Raw genomic sequence first — 13669 nt, 5'->3', positions numbered from 1 at the left:
AGCGTTCGTCCTGAGCCAGGATCAAACTCTCCGTAAAAGTCATTCCCAAAGGAATGAGCCTCGCACGCTTGTGCTTTGTTCAGTTTTCAAGGTTCCGACGCGCTAGTGCCGACGTTGCAGGACGCAACGTTTTAAGTCGGCTGTTTTGAAGCGACAATCCTGATAATAACATGCTAAGAAGCATGAGTCAACTTCAATTTTAAAAAGCACAACGATAAAAGGTCCTGTCGTGTGCTCGTCATTATATCGTCATCGTAGCGACGAATAATAATATAGCACAGACTTAAACAGAATTCAAGCCCCTAATTTAATACCTTTTTATGGGAACATAGTCATCGCTTATTTTGTTAAATATCATAAAGACAGCACACCTAAAGATCAGCCCTCCCGCTTGAGAAATAGGCTCCTTAATACGAGCAGGAAAAATAGCAAAAACGGGCGGCAAATAAAAATAAATGGCAACATACAATAAGTTTGTGTAAAGCGTTAGGGCATAGAGTGACCCGTGCTGGTCATGCTGTGTTTCAAAAGAGAAATTAAATATCCAACAACCAAAAGGGAACCAACCAACAAACCGCATACACCATGTAAAGAACACTTTTTTTAACGGGCATTTAAAGGCCTCCTGTACAGGAAGCTTATATTAATCATTTTCGCACAAGACGAAGATTCGAAATACAAATTTCTTTATAAATAATGAGGGAGAATATCCTCCCTCGAAAGCTCATACTGTTAATTGCAAAACATAACTTCTTAAATTCTAAGTATTATCCTTCTCCCTCATCGTTGGGAAAAGCAAGACATCACGAATAGATGGAGAATTAGTCAACAACATAACCAAACGGTCAATACCAATTCCTAACCCGCCGGTTGGAGGCATACCATACTCCAAAGCCTCTATAAAATCTTCATCCATACTGTGAGCTTCTTCGTTCCCTTTTTCCCGTTCAACTAACTGGGCTTCAAATCGCTCCCGTTGATCGATCGGATCATTTAATTCGGTAAAGGCATTAGCATGCTCCCGTCCCACAATAAACAGCTCAAAACGATCAGTAAAGCGAGGATCCTTGTCATTCTTTTTCGCCAATGGTGAAATGGCCAGAGGATGACCATATACAAAAGTGGGCTGAATCAGGGTGCCCTCCACTTTCTGCTCGAAGAACTCGTTGACAATATGGCCAAAAGTCATGTGTTTTTCAATCTCTACACCATGCTCATCAGCTAAGGCACGTGCCTCTTCATCACTCATCTGTTGAGAAAAGTCGATACCGACTACTTCTTTTATCGCCTCAACCATGGAGACCCGCTTCCATGGTGTGGCCAGGTTGACCTCATGTTCACCGTAAGTAATGGTCGTGGTTCCCAGCACTTCCAAAGCCACATGTTCAATCAGTTTTTCCGTCAGTTCCATAATATCTTCAAAGTCAGCATAAGCTTCATACAGTTCCAACATGGTAAACTCAGGATTGTGACGGGTGGAGATGCCTTCATTGCGATAAACGCGGCCAATCTCATAGACCTTCTCCATGCCGCCCACGATCAAGCGCTTTAGGTGCAACTCAATGGCAATACGCAGATATAATTCCATATCCAGGGCATTGTGATGGGTAATAAACGGACGGGCAGCTGCTCCCCCGGCAATGGTATGTAATGTGGGGGTCTCTACTTCCAGAAAACCAAGCTTGTCCAAATAGTTGCGAATAGCTTGGATAATGCGGCTGCGTGTCACAAAGGTTTGCTTCACTTCCGGATTTATAATCAAATCAACGTAGCGTTTGCGGTAACGCTGTTCTACATCTTTTAATCCATGATACTTATCAGGGAGAGGACGCAATGCCTTGGTTAACAAAACAAAGGTTTTGGCCTTTACCGTTGTTTCACCCCGTTTGGTTTTAAACACGGTGCCCTGTATGCCCACAATATCCCCTAAGTCAGCTTGTTTAAATAATTCATATGCCTCTTCCCCTACTTGGTCCAGGCGAACATAGATCTGGATACGCCCTTTTAGGTCCTGAATATGGGCAAAACCTGCTTTTCCCTGACCTCTTTTGGTCATGATGCGACCAGCGATTTGAACTTCGTGCTCTTGTGGGTCTAACTCTTCTTTAGGAATATGGTCATAGCGATCCAATATATCCTGGGAATAGTCCTGTCTGTCATAACGATGTCCAAATGGATCAATGCCCTGCTCACGTAACGCTTGCATTTTTTGTCTGCGTACTTGTAACTGATCATTTAATTCCTCACTCATATCGAGTTCAACTCCTTCTTTTTGCCCAACAAGAGATAAATTTACAGTTGTATCCTCATTCACAACTAGCTAACAAACTAGTATTACTATACCACGTTCATTACAACGCTAAAAGCCACAAAGAGGGAGATACCCCTGTTGTGGTTCTCCCCCATCATCTTTATCTTTTAATATCTAAAATTTCATACTGGATCACACCAGCTGGCACGTTCACATCAACGATATCCCCCTTGCGTTTGCCAAGCAAGGCCTGGCCGACCGGGGATTCGTTAGAGATGCGGTTTTCCGACGGGTTGGATTCTGCAGATCCCACAATTGTATATTCCACCACATCATCAAATTCAAGATCCTTTAAGGTGACACGAGAACCAATACCTACAATTTCAGTGTCCACTTCATCATCCTGTATGACGCGTGCATTGCGCAGCATTTTTTCCAAAGTGATAATACGACCTTCAATAAACGCTTGCTCATTTTTGGCATCGTCATATTCAGAGTTTTCACTAATATCTCCATAGCTGATGGCCAGCTTGATACGTTCAGCCACTTCTTTGCGTTTTACCGATTTAAGATGCTCCAGCTCTTGCTCCAGTTTTTTTAATCCTTCAGCTGTAAGGATAGTTTCCTTTTCTGACATGATGGACTCCCCCAAACATCGTAAAAGTCTCCTAGTCATATACGTGGGAGGTTGGCCACTTAGACTAGGCTCAGAATATAAAGGAAGCTAGTTGTAGAAAAACTGCCAGTCGGTTGATCAACTGGCAGTTCATTCTAGAAAATCTTACCGTATTATAGGTTAAACCTTTGCTCATGTCAATAGGATATTAAACCGCTTGTGCCTGTTCTTCAAATGGAGCAACGAAATCATACAGGATGGAAAGCAGTTGATCTCTTGTTTCAGCTTGATTAATCTGATTGCGGATCTTGGCCGCCCCGCGGATACCTTTAATGTACCACGAGGCATGCTTACGCATCTCTTGGATGGCAATTTTCTCTCCTTTGAGAGCGATGAGACGATCCATATGCAATTGACAAATATCAATCCGTTCTTTGGGCGTTGGTTCTGGATATAGCTTTCCTTCTTCCAAGTATTTAACTGTGCGATACAGCATCCATGGATTGCCCAAGGCCGCACGTCCGATCATCACCCCATCAACGCCGATCTCATCCAACATTTGCTTCGCTTTCTGTGGGGAGTCCACATCTCCGTTGCCAATAACAGGAATGTTAACTGCTTCTTTCACTTGTTTGATCACGTCCCAGCGTGCCTTTCCTTCATACATTTGGGCACGGGTGCGTCCGTGCACAGCCACGGCCTGGGCCCCTCCCCGTTCGGCAGCCAACGCGTTTTCGACCGCATAAATATGCTCCTCATCCCAACCGATTCTCATTTTAACCGTCACCGGTTTTTCTACGGCGTCTGCCACAGCAGCAACCATCTCGTAAACTTTATTCGGATCAAGCAGCCACTTGGCCCCAGCATCACACTTGATAATTTTGGGTGCTGGACAGCCCATATTAATGTCAATAATATCCGCATTGGTCTGCTTATCCACGATTTTGGCCGCTTCAACCAGTGTTTGACGATCGCCGCCAAAAATTTGCAAGGACATGGGTCTTTCCCGCTCATCCACATACAGCATTTTTTTGGTACGTAAATTGCCGTGAATGAGGGCTTTGTCACTCACCATTTCCGCACAGACCAGCCCCGCACCAAACTCCTTGGCAATCAAGCGGAATGCCGGGTTACACACCCCGGCCATAGGCGCCAACACCACCGGGTTTTTAAATTTAATATGGGCGATTTGAAGCGTCATCATTGTCACCCCTTTCCCCATTTTCTTGATCCATATCCCCTTTTAACTCCTGGAGGTCGACCTCCAGGACCTGTGCAATCTCTGCCAAAAACTCGGGAGACGGTGCTTTATATCCCCGCTCCACGGCACCTAAAACAGAAACCGATACATGCAAGGCACGGGCCAGTTCCTTCTGTGTATAACCCTTCAACTTGCGAAATGCACGTATCCGTCTTCCCCAAGCATAAAGCCGATCTTCTTCCACTTCTCTACACCCTCTCTGTTCACCTGTTCCAGCAGATGACGGACAGGCTGATAAGTACCAGGAATTACCATATTAGGCGCGATTTCAGCTAATGGAACAAGCACAAACGCACGCTCGGTCATTCTGGGGTGTGGAAGTTCAAGATGTTCCGTTTTTAAAGATATATGATCATATAGCAACATGTCAATATCTATGGTACGGGGGCCCCAGCGCACATCCCTGGTCCTACCCAGCTTTTTTTCGATAGACTGGATGAAATGAAGCAGCTCTTGAGCGGGGAGTGACGTCTCTCCTTTGACCACCATATTGAGAAAAGCAGGCTGTTCCACATACCCTACAGGAGCCGTTTCATATATGGAGGACAGTTGGTTGAGCCGCATATCCGGATGATCGGCTATGTGATTTAAGGCCTGCTGCAAATAGCTTTCCCGCTGTCCCAAATTGGAGCCCAAAGCCAAGTAGAAAGGAAGTGTGCTCATGAAGTATCCCCTCCGGCATCCCGGTTGCGCTTAATCTCCACGGCAACACCGGCATAATGTCCGGGAATGGGAGGGGTGGGCTTGGTTACCTTGACCTTCACTGCCTGAACCTGCTCAAACGTATCAAGTATTTGGCCGGCAATATCTTCTGCTACCGCTTCAACTAAACGGTACACTTTTCTTGCCATGATTCCTTGCACCAGTTGGTAAATCAGACTGTAATCAATGGTATCTTCCAGGCGGTCAGATTGGCCGGCCGCACTCAGGTCAAGGTAGGCCTCCACATCCACAATATAAGACTGCCCCAGTTTATTCTCTTCCGCAAATACACCATGATAGGCATAAAACTGCATGCCTTGAAAGACAATTTTATCGATGCTGGCCGCCTCCTTTCCTGCCCAGCATCACATCCATCATCTTCACGGCTCGGCATACTTCTTTGACATCATGAACCCGGACAATGGCACACCCTTTGGCGATACCCAGACATACAGTGGCAATCGTGCCTTCCACCCGCTGATCAACAGGCAAATTGAGCGTATGGCCGATCATCGATTTGCGGGAGGTGCCTAAAAGCACCGGGTAACCCAAGGCGGTGAACGCATCCAGTGAACGCATCACTTCTAAATTATGCTCGTACGTTTTGGCAAAGCCTATGCCCGGGTCAAGGATGATTTGCTCCTCTTTCACACCTGCTTGGCGCACAAGCTGAATGCTTTCATACAAGTCATTGATCATGTCCCTGATCAGATGCTGGTAGTCTTTGTTATGCCTGTTATGCATCAGAATAATGGGCGCCCCGGTTTCTTTTGCCACCTGGGCCATGGACTCGTCCGCTTTAGCCCCCCACACATCATTGATGATGTGGGCTCCCTTCTTAAGTGCTTCCCTGGCGACGTTGGCTTTATAGGTGTCAACGGAGAGGGGAACGTCAAAGCGGGAGGCCAGGGCTTCTACAACAGGGATGACCCGCTCCAGCTCTTCTTCCTCAGGCACCGGTGTCGCCCCGGGGCGGGTGGATTCCCCGCCAATATCGATAATGTCCGCCCCATCAGTGATTATCCGGGCGGCATGATCAACCGCCTGATCCACACGCTGATGCTTCCCGCCGTCAGAAAATGAGTCCGGTGTTACATTCAAAATCCCCATAACATATGTTTGTTGAGAAAAGTCCAGGGTATAAGGACCTGCTTTGATTTTGCCTCTTGTCATCTGTGTTCACCCTTGTCTATGGAATATGCACCAATCTCGTCAATGGACCATAGCTTCGTCTTATACCGGTTATAACAATCACGTAAACGCTGGGTGACCAAGTGGGAGCAGGGGCAGGGATAGGACCGCTCATCCCACTGGGTGACCGCCACCAGCTCTTGCACCGAGTTGGTGATAAATACCTCGTCTGCTTCCTGGGCAAAAGCAAGGTCATACTCCCCTTCTTCAACCGGAATCCCTAGTATAGCAGACATCGCTAACACCCACTGCCTGGTGATGCCATTTAAAATCCCTGTGGACAAGGCAGGGGTATATAACTTTCCCTGTTTGACAAAGAACAGATTGCTGACCACTCCTTCGGCTACTTTGCCACTTTTGGTCAGCATCACACCCTCAGCACCGGCCGGCACCTCCCGCTGGGCCAGAAGATTATTTAAAAAATGGTGGGATTTCCAGCGCTCATCTCCCTCCGGTTCATTGCGGCGGACGGAGACAGTGCGTAATATCTTATAGTCCGGAGCTGGCGACACAGGGCTGACGAACAGAATCTCAGTCACTTTATCATAAGGGGTTGAAGGCAGTCCAACGGGGGCCGCCCCAGCCGATACATTCAGGCGGAAGCGGCCATCCTCCAGGTTATTGGCTTTCAATAACTGTTCAATTTGCCAGACAACTCGCTCCCGGTCCGCCTGCCAAGGCAAACCGATTTCCCGGCACCCCTTTTCCAGCCGTGCCAAATGGTCGTCCAATAAAAAGGGATGTCCTTTATATGTGCGAAACGTTTCGAACAAGCCGGCCCCGTACAAAAAACCGTGGTCATAAACAGAAATTGTGGCCTGTTCGTGAGCAACAACTTCGCCGTTAAGAATTAGGAACATCCCTGTTGTACCTCCTTAAGTTTTACTTGGTGCATAGTATTGGATGAAGTTTTTAAGTAACGTTTTGCCATGCTGGGTGATAATCGACTCCGGATGGAACTGCACCCCTTCAATGGGCAAGTGCTTGTGGCGAATGGCCATAATCTCTCCTTCCTCCGTCCAAGCGCTCACTTCCAGTTCAGACGGCAAACTTTCCTTGTCCACAATCAAGGAATGATAGCGCGTCGCTTCAAACGGCGAAGGAACCTGATCAAACACTGTTTTTCCGTCGTGATAAATCGGAGAGGTTTTGCCGTGCATCACCCGCTCGGCCCGGACCACTTTGCCCCCGAACACTTGGGCAATGGACTGGTGGCCCAGACAAACCCCGAAAATGGGAATTTTCCCGGCAAAATGGCGGATCACATCCAGGCTGATGCCTGCCTCATTGGGGGTGCAGGGCCCTGGAGAAATCATGATATAATCAGGGTTTAGCCGTTGAATGCCTTGTAAATCAATGGCATCATTGCGGTAAACGTGCAGTTCTTCACCTAATTCTCCCAAGTACTGGACCAGGTTATACGTAAACGAATCATAGTTATCGATCATGACAATCATCTTTCTCGTCCTCCCTCAACTAAGCTCAGGCTCACCCTGGCCTCACTCTGCTCTAACGCTTTCCACAACGCTTTCGCTTTGTTTAATGATTCCTGATACTCTTTTTCAGGCACCGAATCGATGACAATGCCTGCACCGGCTTGGACATGGGCCCAGCCATCCTTGGCCAGAAGGGTGCGGATGACAATGTTGAGCTCCATGTCGCCGTTAAAATCAATCCAGCCGATGGAGCCGGTATAAAGGCCCCGCCGGACCGGTTCCAATTCTTCGATGATTTCCATCGTCCTCACTTTAGGGGCCCCGGTAATCGTTCCCCCCGGAAACACAGCCCGAATCACATCAATGGCATCTTTTCCTGCTGCCAATTGTCCCTGCACATTAGAAACAATGTGCATGACATGGGAGTATTCCTCAATAACCATAAATTCGGTCACCTTGACACTGCCAAAGCGGCAGACCCGGCCCAGGTCATTCCGCTCCAAATCGACCAGCATCACATGTTCCGCCCGTTCCTTTTGGTGATTAATCAGTTCCCGGGCCAGGCGCAAATCTTCTTCCCGGTTCATCCCCCGGGGCCGGGTACCGGCAATGGGGCGGGTATTCAGCTGGCCCCTTTTCAAGCGGATCAGCTGCTCCGGAGAGCCGCAGACCACCTGCATGTCGGGAAAATGAAGATACCCCATGTACGGCGAAGGATTAATCTCCCGCAAGGCTTTATAAACCTGTACAGGGGGCACCAACAGGGGGCGGGACTGGCGGACGGACAGGTTCGCCTGGAAAACATCGCCAGCGGCAATGTAATCCCGCACTTTTTGCACGGCATCAATAAAGGCTTCCTTAGAAAAGGACGGGTGAATGTCTTGTCTCTGATCCTGCTGTTGAGAATGATGACGCCACAAACTTAGTGTACGCGTCGTTTCCTCCTGCTCTCCTTGGTGTTGCAGGGTGTTGGCCACTGCCACAAGTTGGTCCCGCCATTGGAGCAAACAGGCTTTGGCCTCGGCGTAATTCTGCTCAAGATCACCGCTACTTCGTTGGCAAACAACCAGCCAGTGTTGATCTTGCTCATGATCATACACTAAAACTCGCTCAAACACCAGTAAGTAGATGTCCGGCAGTTTTAAATCATCCTGGCTCCATTGGGGCAGACGCTCAATTTCCCGGGTCAAATCGTAACTGAAAAAACCAAGCAGCCCCCCGCAAAAATGTGGCAAATCATTGACAGCGGGGGCCTGGCGGGAAGCCGTCCATCGGCGGAGGAGATCAAGCAGGTTCCCTCGCAGCACCTGTTGTTGTACCGGCTGTTCCTGCCCATTCAGCTCAGTGATCACCAGTTCCTTATTTTTTCCTTTCAATACACAAACCGGTTGGCAGGCCATCACAGAGTAACGGCCAGCCCGGCCGCTTTCTAAGAGTACATGGTAATGCAGGCCTTGTGTCAGATGCCGATATAGAGCAAACCAATACTGGTGATCAAAATCAAACTTTAAGGCCAAGGGAAAATAGGTATGGTGGTCTTTCAGTTTGGTTTTTAGCTCCCCTAATGCTGGTTTAAACATCATGCTGACACTCCACTCATACTTGGACTGATAGTTTCATTTTACTTTATTCAAAACAATAATACATTATACAAATACACGCAGCGACAAGAAAAGCGTAGGGAATATCGTCACCATCCCAGCGATGTAAGCCCAACTGATCGGCTGGGCATAATTAAGATCAACCCCGGCTCCTCGTCTTCGCTCCACAAAAATGGACGGATCATCGGGATTGTAATACACATAGCCAAAATACCACATCCGGTAGTTTGACTCTTGTAATTGGGGATCTGGATGATCTGAGGTGCATATTTTTTCAATCTGTTCCTGGATGTGCTGATGTTTTAGGTAATAGATAATGAACGCTGTTATGCCGCCAATCCATAACAGGCCCATGCTGAGGCCAAACCATAACCCGCTCCCTGCTATCCCTAGGTGTTCCATTAATTTGTTGATTTGTAAAACGATAAAGATGAGCATCAAGACAGCCTTCGTGACCGCGGCTGCTTTGCTATTCAGGACCATACGCTTGTGCACCAAATCCTCATATTCCTCAGTCTGACGGGAGGGGTAATTGAGCTTAACCAGAGGGATAAACCGCTGGAAAATCGTAACGGCCGCATAATAAAACATCGCCAGCAGGGGAATGGTCCAGATGCTGGCCCGTCCTATGGGTACTTCAGCTCCGGCTAAGTGGTACACCGTATGAATGATCTCCGGCAAGTGCGGATACAGATAACCTGTCACCCCTAACATCATGGACAACAAGAGCAAAGCCGGACTTTCCCAGGCGGGATAAACATACTCCCGGCTTAAACGGGGTCTGATAGAGACACTGACCCGTCCCCGGCGGTTAGGTACCCGTTCCTGTTCAAATGGACTGACCGCTTTGTGAAAACGCACATACAGCACCATAAACCACACCAGTTGGCCAACTAACACCATCTGAGCCACCACCATCCCCCACAAAGGAGCGGCAAACAAGAGCAGAACACAGATCCCAAATGGAACCGCTGTCACCGGGAGAAAACAGGTTAAAAAGCGGCTATAATAGCCCCTTCCCTCAGCACTCTGGTAAAACTCCGGCGCCACGCGTACCCCAAAGTAAGCCTGCTCCTTTCTGCCTACCGGAATATAGCTAAACAAACAAGTATTAAAGATGAAGACAACACCAAACACAACACAGACAAACCACCACATTAATTTTCCCCCTCCCTTTCCGCAAGCTTCTCCCTTGCCTCTAGCAAAAGAGCATGCTGGTGATCAATCATCTTTTGTACCTCTTGGTCTGTATAGCCCAGCATGTACAGATCAATCAGCGTGCGGCGCAACTGCTCTTTCAACAGCCCTTCATATGCGGCATGGATACGGTTGCCGGTCACAGTGGCGCCAGAACCGCGCCTAAGTTGAACAAGACCTTGCTTCTCCAGCAAACGGTAGGCTTGAGCAACCGTGTTTAAGTTGACACCTAAGTCATTCGCCACTTGTCTGACTGAAGCTAATGAATCACCTGCTTTGAGCTGCCCTTCAAAGATCAGGCGCCGAATTTCACTGGCAATCTGCTCATAGATCGGGATTGGCAAATCAAAGTTAATATGGATTAACACCATCTATCACCTGCTAAGGCCAGGCGTTTATTAACTCTATTATAAATTGTATGCTGTATATATACAATATACACATGCTTGTTTCAGTTCTCCGGCCAGCCTGGAAACAGTGTCCCGCGGGGAAAAAAGAAAAGGCCTCTGATCACCTGCGATCAACGGCCTTGTTTTGTATCCCACTCTCTTAATTAATTTATGACACAGGAAAATCTCTCTACTCCTCTGTTTCAAATTGATACAGCGGCGTGCTCAAGTAACGCTCCCCGTTGCTGGGTGAAAACGTGACTACTTTTTTCCCCTTGCCCAAACGCTTGGCCACTTCTAAAGCGGCATATACATTGGCGCCGGTGGAAATGCCGCCCAGGATCCCCTCTTCCCTGGCCAGCCGCCGGGCAGTTTCAAAGGCGGTCTCATTGGAGACGGTGATCACTTCGTTATAAATGGACGTGTCCAGAATGTCAGGCACAAAGCCGGGGCCAATACCTTGAATTTTGTGCGGCCCGGGCTCACCTCCAGACAAAACGGGCGAATCTTCCGGCTCTACAGCAACAATGTGTAGATTGGGGAATTTCTCCTTTAAGACCTGGCCTGCACCAGTGATCGTTCCTCCGGTTCCAATACCAGCTACAAAGGCATCAACTTGGTCACCCACTTGCTCCAACAATTCCTGTCCTGTGGTTTCCCGGTGAATCTTGGGGTTGGCCGGATTCGTAAATTGTTGGGGCATAAAATAATCGTCGTGCTCAGCCAATAATTCCTCTGCTTTTTGAATGGCTCCTTTCATGCCCTGCTTCCCGGGAGTGAGCACCAGTTCGGCCCCAAAGGCGCGAAGAAGATTGCGTCTTTCCATACTCATCGTATCAGGCATGACCAGAACGGCTTTATAGCCTTTGGCTGCCGCCACCATGGCCAAACCAATCCCCGTGTTGCCACTGGTTGGTTCAAGAATGGTCATCCCCGGCCGCAATTGGCCTGACCGCTCGGCCTCCTCAATCATGGCCATGGCAATCCGGTCCTTCACACTGCTTCCCGGATTGTACCATTCCAATTTCACATAGACGTCAGCATCTTCACTTCCAACAAGCTTGTTCAGTTTGACCAAAGGGGTTTGTCCGATGAGCTCCGTAATGGTATTGGCCACACGCATGGTGATACCTCCTTCATACTTAAAACCAAGTAACTTGATATGTTTTATTTTCTTACACCTATTTTATCACGGTTGGCTCCCGCGTCAATCGTAAAAATGTGAACTTTAGGTAAACATTATGTTTGTTCCTCATCCTGCTGTTGGGTAATTAATTGTTTCAGCTCAGCTTTTGAGATGTGGTAGGTCTCACCGCAAAAGTGACAACTCACTTCCGCTTGGCCCTGTTCAGCCAGAATTCCTTGTAACTCTCCCCTACCCAGACTGGTCAATACCTCTTTCACCCGCTCCTTGGAGCAATGGCAGGCAAAACGAATGGGCATCTGCTCCAGCCACTTGATCTCCTCCTGTGGAAATACAGTTTCGATCATCTGCTCAGGTGTGTAGCCCTGATTCACCATTTGAGAGACCGCTGGAATCTCTGTCAGCCTTTTTTCCAGCTGCGTGATAAACTGATCATCAACACCTGGCAAAAGTTGAATGATATAGCCACCGCTCGCTTTCACCGAATGATCAGGATTCACCATCACCCCCACCGCTACAGCCGAAGGGGTCTGTTCCGATTGGGCAAAGTAATAGGTAAAATCCTCTCCGATCTCTCCGTTGACCAAGGGGCTGGAACCTTGATAAGGCTCCTTCAAACCAAGATCCCGGGTAACATAGAGATAGCCTTGGGAGCCAACAGCCCCGCCTACATCCAGTTTGCCTTGAGCGTTCAAAGGCAGATCAACATGGGGATTGGAGACAAAGCCCCGCAACTCTCCCTTGCCGTTGGCATCGACAATAATACGTCCTAGTGGTCCATTACCTGCCACGCGGATGGTCAGTTTTTCTTCACCCTTGAGCATGGCCCCCATCATGGCCCCGACAGACAGGGTGCGTCCAAGCGCGGCTGTTGCTGTAGGCCAGGTGTCCTGCCGACGACGGCATTCTTCGGCCAGCCGGGTGCTCTTCACCCCATAAACACGCACTTTTCCTTCCAAAACAAGGGCCTTAACCAGATAGTCCTGAGATTGGTCGTTCATCTTCTGCACCTCCTTCCTTGTGGCGGACACTTCATCACCTGTTGCGCTGATACAACAAATACAAGCCTTTTAAGGTTAGAAAAGGATCCACGTGCTGAATGTAGGTTGATTTTTGGGCAATAATCTCTGCTAATCCCCCAGTAGCAATGATCGTAGGCTGCTGGCTTTTTTCTTCCATCATCGTTTCAATAATGCCGTCCACTTGTCCCACATAACCGTACAAAATGCCGGCTTGCATGGCCTCCACCGTGTTGCGGCCGATTACCCGCCGGGGAAATTTAAGTTCAATACGGGGCAGCTTGGAGGCATACTGATATAACGCTTCGGTTGAGATCTGCACACCAGGTGCAATCGCCCCTCCTAAATAATGTCCCTTTTCATCTACATAACAAAAGGTGGTGGCCGTACCAAAGTCAATAATAATTAGGGGAGGCGTATACTCTTCCAAAGCAGCCACTGCATTGACAATCCTGTCCGCCCCAACCTCTTTGGGATTTTCATACTGAATGGCCAGTCCGGTTTTTAACCCTGGGCCCACTACCAGCGGGGTTTGCTTAAAATACTTGGTACACATACGTTCCAAAGCAAACATGAGCGACGGCACAACGGAAGAAATGATAATGCCGCGTACATCCAAGGGAGAAAGGCCTGCCTCGCGAAACAATCCTTTGACCAACATGCCGTATTCATCTTCCGTTTGCTGTTTGTGTGTATTAATCCTCCAGTGATGAGTCAATTGGTCTTGTTGATAAACACCCAGTACAATATTGGTATTGCCAACATCGATGACAAAAATCATACCTCTCACCTCTATCTCACTAAAAAAGGAGAGCGTTTGCGCTCTCCCCTTATTGTACACATTTCTTCGCTTATATGACAG

The 13669-nt window shown here is 48.2% G+C and carries 15 protein-coding genes; all 15 read right to left on the bottom strand.

Translation table 11 applies throughout. The annotated features are described in order from the left end of the window. Positions 1 to 760: 760 nt before the first annotated feature. A complete protein-coding gene (lysS, locus tag J2S00_RS17135) occupies positions 761 to 2251 on the bottom strand; it encodes a lysine--tRNA ligase (protein ID WP_307342687.1) in 1491 nt (496 codons plus the stop codon). Positions 2252 to 2411: 160 nt separating this feature from the next. After that, entirely contained in the window at positions 2412 to 2888 is a 477-nt protein-coding gene (gene greA / locus J2S00_RS17130; RefSeq protein WP_307342684.1) for a transcription elongation factor GreA, read from the bottom strand. 187 nt (positions 2889 to 3075) lie between these two features. Next, positions 3076 to 4068, bottom strand: coding sequence for a tRNA dihydrouridine synthase DusB (gene dusB / locus J2S00_RS17125; protein ID WP_307342681.1), 993 nt, complete (start codon positions 4066 to 4068; stop codon positions 3076 to 3078). Then, positions 4043 to 4312: a helix-turn-helix domain-containing protein gene (locus J2S00_RS17120; RefSeq protein ID WP_307342679.1), complete on the bottom strand. Its 270-nt coding sequence runs from the start codon at positions 4310 to 4312 to the stop codon at positions 4043 to 4045. The genes dusB and J2S00_RS17120 overlap by 26 nt, the downstream gene beginning before the upstream one ends. Continuing rightward, positions 4255 to 4791, bottom strand: a complete 537-nt coding sequence (gene folK, locus J2S00_RS17115; protein ID WP_307342675.1) for a 2-amino-4-hydroxy-6-hydroxymethyldihydropteridine diphosphokinase — start codon at positions 4789 to 4791, stop codon at positions 4255 to 4257. The genes J2S00_RS17120 and folK overlap by 58 nt, the downstream gene beginning before the upstream one ends. Beyond that, positions 4788 to 5168, bottom strand: coding sequence for a dihydroneopterin aldolase (gene folB / locus J2S00_RS17110; protein ID WP_307342702.1), 381 nt, complete (start codon positions 5166 to 5168; stop codon positions 4788 to 4790). The genes folK and folB overlap by 4 nt, the downstream gene beginning before the upstream one ends. Beyond that, positions 5161 to 6003: a dihydropteroate synthase gene (gene folP / locus J2S00_RS17105; RefSeq protein ID WP_307342672.1), complete on the bottom strand. Its 843-nt coding sequence runs from the start codon at positions 6001 to 6003 to the stop codon at positions 5161 to 5163. Before folP ends, folB begins: the two co-directional genes overlap by 8 nt. Next, a complete protein-coding gene (pabC, locus tag J2S00_RS17100) occupies positions 6000 to 6881 on the bottom strand; it encodes an aminodeoxychorismate lyase (RefSeq protein WP_307342669.1) in 882 nt (293 codons plus the stop codon). Before pabC ends, folP begins: the two co-directional genes overlap by 4 nt. A gap of 15 nt (positions 6882 to 6896) precedes the next feature. Continuing rightward, positions 6897 to 7478: an aminodeoxychorismate/anthranilate synthase component II gene (gene pabA / locus J2S00_RS17095; protein ID WP_307342666.1), complete on the bottom strand. Its 582-nt coding sequence runs from the start codon at positions 7476 to 7478 to the stop codon at positions 6897 to 6899. Continuing rightward, complete coding sequence (locus tag J2S00_RS17090; RefSeq protein ID WP_307342664.1) at positions 7475 to 9040, bottom strand: anthranilate synthase component I family protein; 1566 nt, start codon at positions 9038 to 9040, stop codon at positions 7475 to 7477. The genes pabA and J2S00_RS17090 overlap by 4 nt, the downstream gene beginning before the upstream one ends. A gap of 63 nt (positions 9041 to 9103) precedes the next feature. Further along, entirely contained in the window at positions 9104 to 10216 is a 1113-nt protein-coding gene (locus J2S00_RS17085) for a DUF5808 domain-containing protein (RefSeq protein WP_307342662.1), read from the bottom strand. Next, a complete protein-coding gene (locus J2S00_RS17080) occupies positions 10216 to 10626 on the bottom strand; it encodes a GntR family transcriptional regulator (RefSeq protein ID WP_307342659.1) in 411 nt (136 codons plus the stop codon). The genes J2S00_RS17085 and J2S00_RS17080 overlap by 1 nt, the downstream gene beginning before the upstream one ends. A 208-nt stretch (positions 10627 to 10834) precedes the next feature. After that, positions 10835 to 11767 (bottom strand): cysteine synthase A, encoded by a 933-nt coding sequence (gene cysK / locus J2S00_RS17075; protein ID WP_307342657.1) that lies wholly within the window; start codon positions 11765 to 11767, stop codon positions 10835 to 10837. Positions 11768 to 11883: 116 nt separating this feature from the next. Then, entirely contained in the window at positions 11884 to 12789 is a 906-nt protein-coding gene (gene hslO, locus J2S00_RS17070) for an Hsp33 family molecular chaperone HslO (protein WP_307342653.1), read from the bottom strand. A gap of 34 nt (positions 12790 to 12823) precedes the next feature. After that, on the bottom strand, positions 12824 to 13588 hold the full coding sequence (locus J2S00_RS17065; RefSeq protein WP_307342649.1) for a type III pantothenate kinase: 765 nt from the start codon (positions 13586 to 13588) through the stop codon (positions 12824 to 12826). Between the last annotated feature and the right edge of the window lie 81 nt (positions 13589 to 13669).

Origin of the sequence: Caldalkalibacillus uzonensis (genome assembly GCF_030814135.1) — a bacterium.
Lineage (GTDB): Bacteria > Bacillota > Bacilli > Caldalkalibacillales > Caldalkalibacillaceae > Caldalkalibacillus > Caldalkalibacillus uzonensis.
Note: the sequence above shows the minus strand (reverse complement) of the source record. Positions and strands in the feature narration are given on the sequence as shown.